15 protein-coding genes are annotated in these 16,317 nt (G+C 51.6%); 3 read left to right on the top strand and 12 right to left on the bottom strand.

The genetic code is table 11. The features are described from left to right. Positions 1-221: 221 nt before the first annotated feature. Complete coding sequence (locus EDM55_RS16640; protein ID WP_092275862.1) at positions 222-1,601, bottom strand: aminotransferase-like domain-containing protein; 1,380 nt, start codon at positions 1,599-1,601, stop codon at positions 222-224. A gap of 128 nt (positions 1,602-1,729) precedes the next feature. On the opposite strand from EDM55_RS16640, the gene EDM55_RS16635 reads away from it, so the two are divergent. After that, the gene (locus tag EDM55_RS16635) at positions 1,730-2,158 is read left to right on the top strand and encodes a GNAT family N-acetyltransferase (RefSeq protein WP_246070945.1); all 429 of its coding nucleotides are present in this window, start codon (positions 1,730-1,732) and stop codon (positions 2,156-2,158) included. A 99-nt stretch (positions 2,159-2,257) separates the two neighbouring features. On the opposite strand, the gene EDM55_RS16630 is transcribed toward EDM55_RS16635, so the two are convergent. Next, positions 2,258-3,352, bottom strand: coding sequence for a CapA family protein (locus tag EDM55_RS16630; RefSeq protein WP_092275868.1), 1,095 nt, complete (start codon positions 3,350-3,352; stop codon positions 2,258-2,260). A gap of 233 nt (positions 3,353-3,585) precedes the next feature. Between EDM55_RS16630 and EDM55_RS31040 the strand changes: the two genes are divergently transcribed. Then, entirely contained in the window at positions 3,586-3,735 is a 150-nt protein-coding gene (locus EDM55_RS31040; protein ID WP_246070940.1) for a hypothetical protein, read from the top strand. Between the two features lie 26 nt (positions 3,736-3,761). Continuing rightward, positions 3,762-5,918 carry a winged helix-turn-helix domain-containing protein gene (locus EDM55_RS16625; RefSeq protein WP_246070941.1) on the top strand — a complete coding sequence of 719 codons (2,157 nt, stop codon included), beginning with the start codon at positions 3,762-3,764 and terminating at the stop codon, positions 5,916-5,918. Here EDM55_RS16625 and EDM55_RS16620 read toward each other — a convergent pair whose 3' ends face one another. The 10 genes from EDM55_RS16620 to EDM55_RS16575 all read right to left on the bottom strand — a co-directional run bounded on the left by EDM55_RS16620 (position 5,919) and on the right by EDM55_RS16575 (position 16,161). Then, entirely contained in the window at positions 5,919-6,869 is a 951-nt protein-coding gene (locus tag EDM55_RS16620) for a threonine ammonia-lyase (protein ID WP_122960830.1), read from the bottom strand. A 12-nt stretch (positions 6,870-6,881) separates the two neighbouring features. Continuing rightward, positions 6,882-7,340 (bottom strand): RidA family protein, encoded by a 459-nt coding sequence (locus EDM55_RS16615; protein WP_122960829.1) that lies wholly within the window; start codon positions 7,338-7,340, stop codon positions 6,882-6,884. Between the two features lie 158 nt (positions 7,341-7,498). Beyond that, positions 7,499-8,368: a hypothetical protein gene (locus EDM55_RS16610; RefSeq protein ID WP_092275881.1), complete on the bottom strand. Its 870-nt coding sequence runs from the start codon at positions 8,366-8,368 to the stop codon at positions 7,499-7,501. 49 nt (positions 8,369-8,417) lie between these two features. Next, positions 8,418-9,566: a stalk domain-containing protein gene (locus tag EDM55_RS16605; RefSeq protein WP_092275884.1), complete on the bottom strand. Its 1,149-nt coding sequence runs from the start codon at positions 9,564-9,566 to the stop codon at positions 8,418-8,420. 234 nt (positions 9,567-9,800) lie between these two features. Beyond that, positions 9,801-10,571, bottom strand: coding sequence for a 3-hydroxyacyl-CoA dehydrogenase (locus EDM55_RS16600; protein ID WP_122960828.1), 771 nt, complete (start codon positions 10,569-10,571; stop codon positions 9,801-9,803). A gap of 137 nt (positions 10,572-10,708) precedes the next feature. Then, a complete protein-coding gene (locus tag EDM55_RS16595) occupies positions 10,709-11,692 on the bottom strand; it encodes an ABC transporter ATP-binding protein (protein WP_122960827.1) in 984 nt (327 codons plus the stop codon). Continuing rightward, entirely contained in the window at positions 11,689-12,672 is a 984-nt protein-coding gene (locus EDM55_RS16590) for an ABC transporter ATP-binding protein (RefSeq protein WP_122960826.1), read from the bottom strand. Before EDM55_RS16590 ends, EDM55_RS16595 begins: the two co-directional genes overlap by 4 nt. A 19-nt stretch (positions 12,673-12,691) precedes the next feature. Continuing rightward, entirely contained in the window at positions 12,692-13,564 is an 873-nt protein-coding gene (locus EDM55_RS16585; RefSeq protein WP_218033699.1) for an ABC transporter permease, read from the bottom strand. Between the two features lie 9 nt (positions 13,565-13,573). After that, on the bottom strand, positions 13,574-14,521 hold the full coding sequence (locus EDM55_RS16580) for an ABC transporter permease (RefSeq protein WP_092275896.1): 948 nt from the start codon (positions 14,519-14,521) through the stop codon (positions 13,574-13,576). Positions 14,522-14,529: 8 nt separating this feature from the next. Next, a complete protein-coding gene (locus tag EDM55_RS16575; RefSeq protein ID WP_092275900.1) occupies positions 14,530-16,161 on the bottom strand; it encodes an ABC transporter substrate-binding protein in 1,632 nt (543 codons plus the stop codon). Positions 16,162-16,317: the final 156 nt, after the last annotated feature.

Genomic DNA, 16,317 nt, shown 5'->3' with positions numbered 1-16,317 from the left:
GTTTTGTATACAAAACAATGTTTCGATTATTTCGCAAAAAAAAGCGAGCTTTGTTGTTACTTCCTTGTCAAAGTATCTTCAAGCTCTTTTTCGATGAAAACCTCTACTTTATCGTTTTTGTGTTTTATATACAAAACATAGTTTCCTATATGAACTTATTTTAAATTTTTCGTAACTATCGTGTCAATACAAAAGATTTTGATTATTCCCCCTATATCCAATCATATCCAGTCAATGACGTGCAGCCGGTTCGATTTTTGCTGTTCCAGCAGGCTCTCCAGCGTCTCAGCCACGATTTGAATCCCTCTCTCAATTTTTGTGAAATCCGTTTGCATGATGCTGATCCGCAGGCCATGATCCCGGCGAAACAAACGCAGATAGTTCTGCTCCGTGGAATTCACCCTTACTTGTTTTAAATGCAAAGCCGTAATCAGATCATGAAGATTGACTTCATCAGACAGAGACAACCGGGCGAAGATTCCTCCCCGTCCTGTTGCTAGCTGCACTTGTGGGGGAAGCAACCGGCTTGCACATTCTGCGAGCTTTTCCATTCGCATGCGATACCTCTCTCTGACCAAGCCAGCATGATGATCGTACATACCGCAGTTCAAATACAGCTCCAGCGCTGCCTGCGACAGTGCCGCTGTGCTGGAATCACTGGACGCTTTGAAAAGCCGGAACGTCTCCATCAACGAGGTTGGGAGCACGACACACGCCAGTCTCAGCCCGGGCAGCATGATCTTGGAGAAGCTCTTGACGTAAATCACCTTGCCTGCCTGATCATACGCATAAATCGGATCGGCCTTTTCATCCGTGTCCATATCCGCCAGGAAGTCATCCTCCACGATGTAGACGTCGTATTTTTGCGCGAGCATGGCTATCTGCTTTTTCTGTTCTTCCGTATAGCTTGCCCCGAGCGGATTGTGGAACCGCGGAACCGTGTAAAAAAACTTGATGTGATTATTGCGGAAATGCCGCTCCAGCTCGTCGAGGTCAATCCCATCCATCCTCCGCTCGATGCCCAGCGCTGTGACCCCCAATAGCTCCAGAGAACGAAGCATGCCATGAAAGGTCGGCTGTTCGACCAGCACCGCACTCTTTCCATTGGGAAAAGGCATGGAGGCGAGGAGATGCAAAGCCTGCTGCGCGCCAGACACGACACAGATCTGCGAAGGAGGCGCAAAAATCTGCGAATGCGCCAAATGTTTTTCGAGCGCTCTTCTCAGCGTAAAAAATCCCTGTGGATCGGAATACGTAAACAGATGATCCTCATAAAGCTCGATAGCACGGTTTAGGCAGTGCTGAAAATCTTTATACGGCATCACCTCTGCATCCGGTGTGGCGGAGGAAAAATCGATCCAGTCAATCGCAGATGTCGTTGTCTTCTCGGATCGAACCACGGCATAGTAGCCGCTTTTCGGGACAGAGTAAATCAAATGCTCATTTTCCAGCTCTTGATACGCTCGGATCGCCGTGTTTTTGCTGCACGACCAAAGCTCAGACGCTGCCCGTATGGAAGGCAGCTTTTCACCTGGCTTGATTGCGTGGGTTAGCAGCTGCTCTTTTAAAAGCGCTTTCACGACTTCGTATTTGTTCTCCATCCCTCATCCCCTCTTACCAAACTGTATGGGTACAGATGTGAATTTATTTGTTTAAATAACTCTTTATGTTCAGTATATTTGATCACATACCAATCAGTAAAGTGGTTATAGGAGGGTACAGATTGAAAATGAAGCATGCAGAATTACCTTATTCCATCAGTGACATCAAAGACTTATTGGACAGGGAACAGATTTTCCAGTGGCTCTCCACAACCTATTGGGCATCGGAGAGATCGAGGGAGGTGATTTTCACTAGCTTTGAGCACTCCATCTGCTTCGGCATCTACAGCGAAACAGGGCAGGTAGGCTTCGCTCGTATCGTGACCGATTACACGACGTTCTCCTGGCTATGCGATGTTTTCATCGATCCTGCCCACCGCGGAAAAGGTTTAAGCAAATGGCTCATGGAAGTGATCACTCAGCACCCTGCCATTGCCCAAACCAACATTTCGCTGGCGACACGGGATGCACATGGGCTGTACGAACAGTACGGGTTTGTGCGCCGGGAAGCGATGCGGCGGATGGTGAATGAGCAAGTGGCTCTCCCTGCCAATTGAGTCAATCGCTCCTCCCCTTTCTTCTATAATATATAGCATCGCTTCTATATAAATAGGATCATTTGAGCATAACGCCTCAAATGATCCTATTTTTCTTCCCTATGGCTTTGAGACAATCTTCTTCTCAGCATGTTGAGCTGCTTGACCTGTTTCATCAAATGTTACCTGATAGGACAGTTCGTTCAGCTTATCGATCATCTTTTTCCGATTCGCCGCATCCATGGGAGCTGGCTGACCGTTGGCGATTTTGACTGGGATGACCTTGGAGGTTGTATCCTTTTCTCCAAAAGTCAGCTCCACCATCATAGCCTCTCTCCCTTTCGGATTGTACGAGGTGGTAAAGACGAAATTGCCCACGCTGTAGTAGATCGGGACGTTTTTGTAATACTCCACTCCCATCACCGAATGGCTGTGTGACCCGAGCACTGCGTCTACACCGCTGTCAATCAGCTTGCGCGCCACCTCTCGCGCATACGGTTCCGGGTAGTCCTTGTACTCCAGGTTCCAGTGCATGACCGCGATCGTGATATCCGATTGGGCGACTGCCTTTTTGACATAGGAAAGCATCGGCTCGTAGGAATAGGCGTGGGCCAGTCCAGGCTTGTTTTTCCCAGCAAACCATTGCCGATTGGGCAAGACGTGACTCAACCCGATGACGGCGACCCGCTTTCCTTTGATCGTACGAATATAAGGAGCAAAAGCCTCCGCTTCGTTTTTTCCTCCCCCGACGTACCCAAGCTGGTATTTTTTCAAATGCTCCATCGTATCAAACAATGCATCCATGCCGTAATCCAGCGAGTGATTATTGGCCAGATTGACAACATCGAACCCTGCGTTGACCAAGCCCTGGAGCGTTTGCGGTTTGGAGCGATAGGTGTACTCTTTTTGCTGGGCCTGACCTCGTGTACTGACGGATGTCTCCAGATTGCCAATCGTTAGATCCGCCTGCTTGAGGAAGGCTGCCGTTTTCAAAAAGGGGTAGTCGACGCCGTTTCGTCCGATTTGCACCCCCACACTTTTATCCAGCATGATGTCTCCTGCAAATGCGACACGAATGACCTCGTCTTCTTTCGGTGTGGCGACTTTGACTGAAGTGTCATTCGCCAAAACTCGTCCAGCCCCTATCGTACTTCCTGCGACCAAGAGCATCGCGATCGCACCTGCAAACAGATTCTTCCACCGTCCGATTTCCATGCACCTCTCTCTACACGCTTCTACGCCCATTCTAGATGGAGCGAGCTGTGAAGCCTGTTGAAGCTTGTCCGGTGCGATGGAACATTTCTCGCGCAAATCCGACGAATTCGAGCAAAAAGGGGATGGGTCTGACATTTCGTGGATTTCTTTATTTCAAATGTCGATTCTTGTTACCAGCAAGTATAATGTGGGTAGAGGTAATAGATGACCGGATGTTCGATAAAGGAGGAGCTATGAGTCCCTTGCGTTCCAATATGCTCAGAACCAAGACAACTACGCCTGCGATTCGCCCTAACAACGTTGCGCGGAACCAGCTGCTTCGACAGCTTGAAGAAGGCTTGACGCGCAAGCTGACTACTTTATGCGCTCCTGCCGTCACCTGATCACTGAGGAGCATATCCACGCCAGCTTGTCGTATTTCCTGGACTATCTGCCTTTTTCTATTCATGTGTACATAGCCACACGTACATCCTTGCCTTTTGCAACAAGCAAATGGACGATCCGCGGGCAGGCGAGCCATATCACACTCGAGCAGCTGCGGTTTACTCATAAGGAGACGGCACGCTTTTATCTGGATGCACATGGCCTGTCGCTTCGCCCCAAGCAAATCGACCAGCTCGCCATGAGCACCGAGGGATGGGTCGCAGGCCTACAGCTGGCTGCGATATCCCTGCGCAATCCGTTTCATCAGGAGCGCTTTTTTAACGGATTTTCCGGCTCCCATCGCGATATCTCCGAGTATTTGCTGCATGAGGTCTGGCTGAGACTCACTCCTGATATTCAAAGCTTTCTGCTTTCAACCTGTGTCTTGCCGCGCTTGGATGCTTCCATCTGCAATCGGTTGACCGGGCAAAACAACGGGCAAAAGATGCTTGCCTCGCTGCTCTCGCAAAACATCTTCCTCATCCCGCTCGATGAGTACCAAACCTGGTATCGCTACCATCATCTGTTCGGCGAATTCCTGCTGGCACAGCTCCAGGAGATGCATCCGCAAAAAGCTGTTGAGCTTCACCGGATCGCCAGTGAATGCTTTGCTGAGCGCCAATTGTTCGACGAAGCGATCGACCATGCTTTGGCAGCCTCTCACTTTTCTTTTGCTGCAGTCCTGTTGGAGCAGCATTTTCCGCAAATGATCCAGCGGGGCGAGCTGTCCACGCTCTTGCGCTGGCTAAACAGCTTTCCTGACAAGTCGTCGATGCTCTCCCCCTCGCTGCGCATGCTGGCTGCCTTTATCCAGATTCTTTGGGGTCAGGCGGAGCTTGCGCAAAGCGATTTTGCTGAGCTGGAGGCAGAATGTGCTGCCATGAAGGACTCTTTCGAAAAGCAGCAATTGCTCAGCAGCCTGTTTTTCGTACGATCCAATCTCGCCTTTGCCTTGGGGCACTTCGAGATGCTTCTTGCCGAGTCAGACATCCTTTATCAAAATCTGCCGGAGTCACCTTTGTTCTTCTCGTTTAACTACAATACTACGGAGCCTTTCATCCGGCGCACCTCACTCGGGCTCAAAGGCGTCTTGTCTGCACAAACGGAATTCGTCGGCAAAATGTTTATTGGCAAATTGACGGAGCACGGATGGCAGGATTCCTTGTTCAACATGTATGTCGTCCAAGCCCTCGCTGAAGGATACTATGAGTGGAATCGCCTCGATGAGAGTCATTCCTTGCTGGAGCAGGTAGAGCCGATCGCCCGCCGGCATCAGATACCCGGACTGCTGGTCCCGTGCCTTTTGACAAAAGCGAAGATTGCCTTTGCCTCAGGCTCGGTTTCCCATGCCAGAAAAAGGGTCGAAGAAGCACTCGATGCGATCATTACCTGGGGGGAAGAATACTGGCTGAATCCTTTGCATGCGTTTCTCGCCAAACTGGATCTCGCAGAGGGGGAAATCGAGCAGGCTCAAAAGCGGCTCGCCAAAATACCTGCTACTTTCTGGGACAAGCCTGTGATTCAGCGCGAGCTCGAGCTCTTGACCTATGTCCGTCTCCTGCTAGCCAGCCAACAAGGAGCAGAGGCGCTGCGGATTCTGGACACGCTGAAGCTCGCCAGCAAACGAGAGGGGCTTCTCGCCAGCCAAGTCGAAATCGCTGTCCTGCAAGCTCTGGCGAATCAACAACTCGGCTCCTCGGATGAGGCATTCGTTTATTTGCAGGAAGCCCTGCTCATCGGCGGGGCGAACGGTTATATACGCAGCTTCCTCGACGATGGAGAGGCTTTGTATCTGCTCCTGTCATCCAGCAAGAGCCGGAACAAGAAGCAGCTTCTTCATCAATCCGTCTCTGAGGCTTACGTGCAGCAGCTGCTCGAGCTCATGGCCACCAAAAGCAGCTCGAAAAGAAAAACGGATCATCCCTCTCCCCTGCTCGAACCGCTGACGGGAAAAGAAATGATCCTGTTATCCATGCTAAGTCAGGGAGCCTCCAACAAAGAGATTGCAGAAGCACTCGGCAATACGGTCGGAACCGTCAAAGTCTATCTGCACCGCATCTACGGCAAGCTCGGGGTAAACAATCGGACCCAGGCTCTGCTGAAGGCACAGGAACTCTCTTTAGTCGAAGCAGACTCTATCTAACTATTTGACGATCAGCCCTGCCATGGCAGCGAGGTCAACGTTTCCGCCCGAGACAAGTGTGACGACCCGCTTTCCGCGCAGGGCTGTTTTTTCAAACATGACTGCTGCAATCGCAGTCGCACTGGATGGCTCGATCAGCTGCTTCATTCTTTCGAGTACGAAGGTAAACGCTTGGCGAATCTCCTCCTCCGAAACCAGCACGACATCATCTACGTATTTGCGCAAAACAGGAAACGTCAGATCTCCGGGCTGGCTGGTCCGCAAGCCATCCGCGATCGTCGTGGTTCCCTCATGCGAGACAAGCTGGTTTTGCTGCAAGGACAAGTAGGTGTCGTTGGCAAGCTGCGGCTCTACTCCAATCACCTGAATGGAGGGCTTCGTCTCCTTGATGGCGGTAAGCACTCCTGAAATCAAGCCGCCCCCGCCGATTGGTACGAAAATCGCATCGATGTCATCCAGCTGCTCCATGATCTCCAATCCCACGGTGCCTTGCCCGGCCATGATGTACGGATCGTCATAGGGTGGCACGAAGACTCCCTTTTGCTGCTCCGCAATTTCCATCGCTCTTGGCAGTCGCTCCGCCGAGGTCAGCCCGCATTTTTCCACCTTGCCCTGGTAAGCTTCGATCGCCTCGACCTTGCAGACAGCCACATCCTCCGGAACGACGATCGTCGCTGGTATTCCCAGCTTGTTGGCTATATACGCTACTGCCTGTCCGTGATTGCCAGAGGAAGCTGTCGTGACAGAAGCTGCCCCGGCGTATACAGCCTGCTTGACCTTGTTTGTGGCTCCCCGCAGCTTGAAGGACCCCGTTTTCTGCAGATGCTCTGCTTTCAGAAAGACGCAATTTCCGCTTTGCAACGATAGCTGCTCGGATGACAGCAGCGGCGTTTGGCGAATGGTATCTGCGATCTGCTCCCGCGCAGCCATGATATCTGCGATTCCGATCATGACAGTTGCCTCCTATCGTTGGACTGCAATCATGAAATCAATTTCCACTGGCGTATTCCCGGGCAGCTCGGCCGCTCCTACGGCTGTACGCGCGTGACGCCCCTGCTCGCCAAAAATCTGCTCCAACAGCTCGGATGCAGCGTCAATCACCTGCGGCTGCTGATTAAATCCATCTGTCGACTGCACGTATCCCGTCACTTTCAATACCCGTTCTACTCGGTCTAGACTGCCAATTTCCGCTTCCAGACTGCTCAGCCCTTTTAACACACAGATTTTGGCCAGCTCCCTCGCCTGCTCGATAGTTACGTCCACTCCCACTTTACCCACGAATGGGAGCTTTCCGTCCACTCTCGGTACTTGCCCGCTGATATAGGCGATTCCTTCATGAACGACGACTGGAACATACTGATACAGGGATGGCACCGGTTCGGGCAACTCCAGTCCCAATTCTCGCAATCTTTCTCGGATCATAGCAGCCTCCTTTATTCGGATGTCTGAATGTTCTGCTTGGCAATTCTTTCTTATTATAGATGGAAAAAGGAGTAAAAAGCGATGAATAAGCTTCCTTCAAAATGTATAACTTTCGTTAGCAGACGGAATCGAACCTTCCCTTTATTGCTTTTCCCCATCTACCAAGAAGAAAGCTCAGTTCGTTTCCACTTGTTCGGTGCGACGCAGACATAGACATAATTGCTGTCCCACGCGATCTCCCCGACATTGCCCGGTGCCGACGAGGAGGCGGGAGCGGCTGATTGGCGGATTCGAATGCGATCCCCATCCACGTCCAGCTTAGTCGTAGGATCGGCACTGCCAATCCCGACATTGCCATTCTTGCGGTTAATCGAGAAAGGGGTGTCGATCTCCTCCCCGGCATCCGAATAACGGATAATATGAAAGTTCGATCCGGCGTTTGCTCCCGTTTCATTCGTACTATCTGCTCGCAGCGTCCATCGCGGACTCGTTACATTTCCGTCTGAGGTCTTGGCAAACTGCACATCGCGATTCACTCCATCCGAACCGGCCATTCGCAGGAGTCCATCTACCACATTCAAATTGGAAGAATGCGTCCGGATTTCTGCTACGTCTTGATCAAAGGGAATCTCGAATCTGGTAAAAAGCTGGTTCGCATTCTTGCCTGTTGGCGACATGGTGGTTTCGATCGATAGATGATTGTGGTCCTCTTGATTCGGATCATTAGCCTTGGCATGGGACACGATGGCGGTTTTATCCTTACCTGCTTCATCTACCCAGGAGATCGCCGGTTTTGCCCGGTCTGCCGTCCACTGCAGACGAATCAGATCAGATAAATGCCCCTGAGAGGATACCCATTGTTGATCCGTAGAGAGATGGAATCGCTGGTTGTGCGGAACCTCAATTCCTCCCCCTGGCAATGCTGAGCCCGTGAACTGACTCTCCGTTGCGCTAGCGTTCATATGAACCACACCTATAATCCCAAAAGTCAGTCCGAGTGCCAGTGATACGGCTAGTAGAACTTTCATCTTCTCAGTCCCCCATCTGCTCGTTGTTTTTTGGTATCGTCACCCTCTTCTACTTCGCGGCAAGTGATACTCCATCGATCGTGTTGACTGGCAAGATTTTATCTCTGCCCAAGCTAGCCACATAAGCGAGCACCTGCTCCAGTAGTGCTGGCTTTATTTCATACAAATCTCGGTTATCCGGGTCGATGCCGTGCAGCATGATGATGCACCACTGCTTGTTTTTGACTGCCTCATCGATTCGCAGCTTGATTTGCTCAAACGTCATTTCGTTGGTCACAGCGATTGCGGTATGGAGCCAGAGTTTGTCGACTGCTGAAATGTCGTTCTGCAGATGTTCAAAATTTCTCGCTGCCTGGTAATATTTTTTCACGGCAGCTTTTACGCGCTCATCATACATGGAAAAGGGAATCCCGATCGTCTGCACCTTGGGGACAATTCTCTCCAACACCGCTTTGCTTTCTCTCAATTCAAAATCCAAATCCTCGTCTGAGAGAGTCGTCAACCCATCCTGGTGAGAATAGCTGTGCGAACCGATCTCGACCCCGCGCTCGTGCATTTCCTTGATTTGATCGGCATCTAGATACATCGTTTGCGCGCCGTCTTTGATCTTTCCGGCGATGACGTTGTCCGTTGCCGGGATCCCGTATTTTTCGTGCAGCGGCAAGGCAAAATCGTAGAAGGTGTCCAAGCCGTCGTCGTACGAGAACGTAATCATGGCTTGTCCACGAAAGTCCTTTGCTGTTGGATTGACGATCTTGTTCGTTATCGACACGGATCTTTGGGAGTCATTCCATTGAATTCCACTCCCTAAACCCTCCGCCAATTCCCGAGCGGGTACCCATGCTCTCCCATTTATGATTTGGGGTGGGACTGAGGAATCTACCTTTTTTCCGTTAATGACGAGCTGCATCGTAGGAGAGGCAGATTCGTTTTTACTCCCCTCAGCTGCCTCGTCCTCTTTTGGTTCTCCCGTGGAAACGTAAACCGTGCGCTGGGATGCATCCCAGCGCACGACAGCCCCCATCCCCTCTGCCACTTCACGCACGGGAACGAGAGCTCTCCCTTTTTTGATTTTCACCGAATCACTTGCATGTCCCGCTTGTCCGTTCAGCACAAGTGTAGTGGGAGGTGCGGCAGATACTACCGCGGCTGAAGACACAATCGCTCCTGCAAGCATCCCTGAAATGATCTTGCGCATCTCACTCCTCCTAACCAGGCTAATCCGTGCCTTGTCTCTTTCAGGCAGCAACCTTTTTCGCAAACTTTTCCATACGCTTATATAAACGTGAACTTAGGGACGATTTGTTGCACACAATTTGCCAAATGCCGGCGAATCGTGGCAACACCCTTGATTCATCAAGCTTTTCACACCTACAAAAAAAAGGACGGTCTCTCTTTCCCTCTACTGCGAGGTGAGAAACGTCCCTATGTTTTATTTTGGCTGCATGCGAATCGCTCCGTCCAGTCGAATCGTCTCTCCGTTGAGCATGACATTTTCGATGATGCTCTGCACCAGCATTGCAAATTCAGTCGGATTCCCCAAGCGTGGCGGGAAGGGAATGGTTGCGCCTAGCGCTTCTTTTGCCGAGCGAGGAAGCTTGTCGAACAACGGTGTATCAAAAAGACCCGGAGCGATGGTCATCACGCGAATACCGTAGGGGGCCAGATCTCGTGCGATCGGCAGCGTCATGCCGACGATCCCTGCCTTGGACGCACTGTATGCGACCTGTCCTACTTGCCCATCAAAAGCTGCCACGGATGCCGTATTGACAATTATCCCACGCTCGCCATGCTTGTTCGGCTCATTGCCCGCCATCTGCTCCACAGCCAAGCGAATAACGTTAAACGTGCCGACCAGATTGACGTTGATCACTTTTGAGAACGACTCCAGTGGATGGGGACCGCTTCTCGAAAGCGTCTTTTGCGCAGCAGCGACTCCCGCACAGCTAATGGCTACGTGAATCGTACCGAAGTTGCCTGTCGCTTGCTCGATGGCCTCCCGCACGCTTCCCTCACTCGTCACATCCGTGGGAATAAACATCGCGTTTTCGTCTCCGAGCTCCTCGGCCAATGCCTGCCCCGCTTCCGAGGCGAGGTCCAAAATCGCAACCTTTCCCCCACACCGCACCAGACTCCTCACCGTTGCTTCTCCCAGACCGGAGGCTCCACCCGTTACAATGGCTACTGCATTTTGAATCTCCATGCCATTCTCTCCCTTCTGGTTATCCGCCTTTCCAAAACGAATGTCTGTCTGAAGTCCGCTTAAATTGCGTCTGCTCTCTTTAGCTTATTACCATTCCCTGCCAGTTATCTCTAGAAATGAACGAGGTTTTCATCCTCTCACTGCGGATCAGCAAGATGGCAGCGAATTTGGTGGGTTTCTCCCCTCTTCGAAAAGGCAGGAACGACATTTTCACACATGGGCATACGCTCGGAGCAACGGGTGACGAATGGACAGCCTTTATGCAGCTCATAGGGACTCGGGGGATCGCCTTCCAGCTGGATCTTTTCTCGCTGTCCCAGATCTAGACGGGGAACCGCTGACAGCAGCGCCTTGGTATATGGATGCACGGGATTACGAAAGATTTCCTCCGTCGTTCCCATCTCCACGATCCGTCCCAAATACATGACGGCCACGCGATCGGAAATGTACTTCACGACGGAAAGATCGTGGGAAATGAAAATCAGGGAGAGCTGGAATTCCTTTTTCAAATCTTCCAAGAGATTGAGGATGTGGGCTTGCACCGATACGTCGAGTGCGCTGACCGGCTCGTCTGCGATCAAAAGCTTGGGGCGTATGGCAATCGCTCGAGCGATGCAGATTCGCTGTCTTTGTCCGCCGCTGAAAGCCTTGGGATATTTGTCTGCATCCTTCCCGTGAAGTCCGACTCGCACCAGCAAGTAATCGATGTACGCATTCAGCTCTTGCTCCGTCTGACAGATCTGGTGAAAACGAATGGTCTCCGCCAGCATCTCTCTCACCGTCATGCGCGGGTTGAGCGAAGAATAGGGATCCTGAAAGACCATCTGCATATTTTTCCGCAGCCTGCGCAATGACCGCTGATCGCTGGACGTGACATCTTCTCCGAGAAAGGTGATCTTTCCATCCGTCGGTTCATACAGACGCATGAGCGTTCGGCTCAAGGTGCTTTTTCCGCAGCCGCTCTCCCCGACAAGGCCTAGCGTTTCTCCGGCTTCCAGCGAAAATGACACATCCTCCACGGCATAAAGGGAGGTACTGCTTTGCCCCAGCAGCTTGCCGAGCAAGCCTGCTTGCTTGCGATATTCTTTTCGCAATCCTTCTACCTGCAGAATGGTCGTCATGCCTGCGTACACACCCTTTCATGATGAAAGCAAGCCGACCAATGACCAGGGGCTACTTCCTTCAGTTGCGTATGCTCGTCAAAAGAGCACTCACTGGTAGCAAAGGAACAGCGCTCACGAAAGGGACAGCATTTGATGGCATGCGACATGTCAGGCAATGTCCCAGGGATTCCTTCCAGCTTTTCCTCCGATTCTATGCGCGGTACCGAGTGAATCAAACCGAGCGTATAGGCATGGCGCGGCGTTTGGAACAGGTCAGAGGTCGCAGCTGTTTCCATAACCTTTCCTGCGTACAAGACGACGACGCGATCGCACATTTCCGCTACCACGCCGAGATTGTGTGTGACAATCAGGATGGCCATGCCAAGTCGCTGCTGGATCTCTTTCATCAGACTCAGGACCTGATCCTGGACGGTCACATCGAGTGCAGTCGTCGGCTCATCTGCCAGCAGCAGCTTCGGGTCGCAGCAGATGGCAAGCGCGATCATGACCCGCTGTCTCATCCCGCCGCTCATTTGATGGGGATAATCGTGGACTCGCTTTTCCGGAGATGGAATCCCCACTAAACGCAAAAGCTCCACCGCTTTTTGCCAGGCGTCCTTTTTGCTGATTTTTGTATGGGTCCGAAGCGTTTCTACCAGCTGCTCACCGACCCGATAGACAGGATCAAGCGAGCTCATGGGATCCTGCAGCACCATCCCGATTTCCCTTCCTCGCAGCTCCTGCATCTGCTTTTTGGAATAGCTCAGCAAATCTTTTCCTGCGAACCGAATGCCACCACCCACCACTTTCCCCTGCGGGGTCGGCAACAGCTGCAAAATGGAGCGACAGGTGATACTCTTGCCGCTTCCGCTCTCGCCAACGAGCCCCACGGTTTCCCCAGTTCGAACGTGAAAGGTAACATTGTTGACTGCGTGAATGGTCCGCTGCTTGGTTTGGAGAACGACCTTTAGCGAATCCACTTCGAGTATAGGCTGCATGGCGAACCACTCCTCTGCCTCATGATTGATTCTCGATTTTTTCTGCCAGACCATCTCCCAAGAGACTAAAGCCGAGACCCGTCACGATAATCGCCAAGCCCGGAAGTGTCGAAATCCACCAGGCATTGATGATGTAGCTGCGCCCTTCGGATATCATGGCTCCCCACTCTGCTGCCGGCGGCTGAACCCCCAAACCGAGAAAGCTGAGGGAAGCCCCGGTGAGGATACAAAGGACCACGTCTGACATGGCGAAAACGATCGCGGGCGAAATGACATTGGGCAAAATATGCCGAAAGATGATCCGCCCATGTCCATACCCGATACTGCGTGCAGCCAGGATATACTCCTGCTGCTTCACCACGAGCACCTCACCGCGCACAATTCTCGCGTATGACGTCCATCCAACCAAAAAAATCGCGATATACATGTTCATCAAGCCGGGACCGAGAATCGAGATGATCGCGATGATCAAGACCATGAACGGAAAGCTGATCATAACATCGACGAGCCTCATCATGAGAATATTGAACCATCCGCCAAAATACCCGGCGAAAAGTCCGATTACCGATCCCGCAATAAGGGGAACAACCACCGCCACTATCCCGATTTGCAAATCGATCCGTCCGGCATACAGCGTCCGCGTGAAAATATCTCGCCCGAAATTATCCGTGCCAAACCAATGCTTGACGCTCGGCTTTTGCAGGACATTGTTCAGATCGTTCGCATTGGGGTCGTAAGGGGTAAGCCACGGCGCACATAGGGAGAGAAGGATGACGATCAATACCAGAGCCAACCCAATTGCGATTTTTGTATTGACGGGCAGCCGGGAAAACAGCCCCAGTCGAAAGGCTCTCACTGGCTTTTTCATAGCCGTCTGTTGAAGTTCTGCCATGTTCGCCCCCTATTCCAGATCAACGCGAGGATCGAGCCATGCATAGCACAGATCCGTCAGCAGGTTGACCACTATGACCAGAATCGCAAAAACGAGTACGAGACCTTGGATAATCGGATAATCCCGGGACAAAATCGAGTTGATCAAAAGCTGTCCGAGACCCGGCACCGAAAAGATCGTTTCAATGACGATCGAACCGCCCAAGAGCCAGCCGATGTTTACCCCCAGGATGGTCACGGTGCCACTGATGGCATTGCGCAGGACATGGTTGAGGATGATCTGATGCTCTTTAAGTCCTCTCGCTCGCGCCGCTTCAATGTACTCGGACGAAAAGACGTTTATGATTTTGCTGCGCAAAGGACGGACAAGCACAGGCGCCAAAGAGCACGTAATCGTCAGGGCTGGCAGGAACAAATAATAGAGATGACCGATGAAGTTTTTGCCATAACCAGACACCGGAAACAGCTTGATTTTGATACTGAAGAGAAGCATCAGGAGAATGCCAATCCAGAAAGAAGGCATCGCCAAACCAAAGATAGACAGTGTGCGAAACCCGTTGTCCAGAAGCGAATCCTTTTTCATCGCCGACCACAGGGCGATCGGGATACTTACCAAAAGGCTTAATACAGAGGCGTACATCACAAGAAAAAAGGTCGTTCCCAAGCGTTCACTAATTAACGTATTAACGGATTGCTTCAGAAGAATGGATTTCCCCAAGTCACCCTGTACCAGGTTCTGGAGAAAAATCAGGTATTGATCGTACAATGGCTTGTCCAATCCCATCTGCGCCGTCAGCTGCTGCACATTTTCCGGAGTGGCCCGAGAACCCAGCATGATGCTCGCTGGGTCTCCGGGAATGAGATGGATGATCAGAAACGAGACGATCGAGATCCCGAACACTACAGGGATCAGCTGGATCAAACGTTGGAGAATAAAGTGTACGCGTAAGATCTCCATCACCCTCTTTACTTATTGAGCCATACTTCCTCAAGTCGATAGTTTCCGGTCGACAATACGTGGAAGCCTTTGACGTAATTCTGCACCGCGTAGGTTGCCGGCTTGTAATAGAGGAACAGGAAGGTCGCATCTTCGCTGACCAGCTTCTGAATTTCGAGGTACATTTCCTTGCGCTTCGCCTCGTCCAGCTCAGCGCGGGCCTTTTCAGCCAGCTCATCCACTTTCGGGTTTTTGTAGCCCGTGTGATACGCATCCGTGCCGCCCGTAGAAACGACTTCAAAGCTCGTCAGCTCATCCGGGTCGATAATATCCGTCGAGAAGTACGTGGTCGCCAGATCGTAGTTCATCTGGTTGACTGCTTCATACGCCGCACCTGATTCCATCATTTGAATCTCTACGTCAATGCCCAGTGCTGCCAGCTGATCTTTGACGATCACGGCGATCTGGCGGTCTGTCTCATCACCGGAGGCGATCAGCAGCTTCGTTTTGAAGCCCTGCGGTTTCGAGGATTCGGCCATCAGCTTTTTCGCTTTTTCCAAATCGTATTTGTAGCCTTCGAGCTGATCGTTGAAGTACTTCATTTTTGGCAAATAAGAAGTAGCCATTTCGCCATTGCCCATCAGTACCGTTTTGATGATCAGATCTTTGTCGACCGCGTAGTTGATCGCTTGCCGAATTTTCACGTCGTTAAACGGCTCGTGCGTATGGTTGATGTTGATGACGTCCACGCGAGATACTTGCGGAGTCATTACCGTCAGGGCGGGATCGGCTTGCAGCTCGGCCATCGCGTTGAATGGAACGTTGGAGGCGATATCGATGTCGCCTGCGCGAAGCTGGAACAGACGGGTCGTATCCTCTGGCACCTGCACCAGCTCTACGCCGTCCAGATAAGGCTTGCCTGCCTGCCAATAATCCGGGTTTTTCGCCAGCTCCACTTTTTGTCCGCGCTGCCAGTTGGCCAGCTTGAAGGGCCCGGTACCGAATTCTTTGTCGCTCAGAAAATCTTTGCCTTGGTCCTTCACCGCTTTCTCGGACACGATCGAGCTGCTGAACAAAGCGAGAGAAGAAAGGAGCGGTGCATAAGGCGTTTTTGTTTTGATCGTGACTTGGTTGTCACCGGATACTTCTACGGATTCGATGCCGGTATAGATCCAGCTCCAGCTCGAGCCCTCGTCTCGTGCGCGGTCGAGAGAGAATTTTACGTCAGCAGCCGTCATCACGGAGCCATCGTGGAATTTCACGTCTTTTCGCAGGTTGAATACATACGTTTTCTTGTCTTCCGAGATCGTCCAATCGGTGGCCAGAGCCGGCTCTACATCATTTCCGTCTGCCGTCACCCGCACCAGCTGATCGTACATCAAAAGCAGAGCCCAGATCGTCATGTTGTCACCCGGAACGATCGGGTCGAGATTGGACAGATCCTGTGCTCGTGCCAGCTTCAAGATGCCACCTGATTTTGGCGTTTCATCACCTGCATTGGCTGCAGGAGCTGCTGCTGGCTGAGCGGCTGAATTTGTGGTGCTTCCCGAATCTCCCTGGCTGCTCTCTGGTGCGGAAGAACAAGCCACAGTCCCCACCGTCAATAGCAAGGCTGCCATCAGGAGAAAGCCTTTTTTTACAACCTGTTTGAAGCATACCATCGTAACGTAACCCCCTCTTTCTTTACGAGTCTTCTCGAAGTGCGTGTTCCTTTCTATCCCCCTTTTTTTGTGTGATCCTTTCCATAGAGCAGCGGCGCGATTCGCCTACAGATTTTTAATAAAACTGAAAAGCAGCAATTGCTCATTTTTTATTTT

This window comes from Brevibacillus centrosporus, from assembly GCF_003710815.1.
Lineage (GTDB): Bacteria > Bacillota > Bacilli > Brevibacillales > Brevibacillaceae > Brevibacillus > Brevibacillus centrosporus.
The sequence above is the reverse complement of the archived record's forward strand: the minus strand, read 5'-3'. Positions and strand labels throughout refer to the sequence as shown.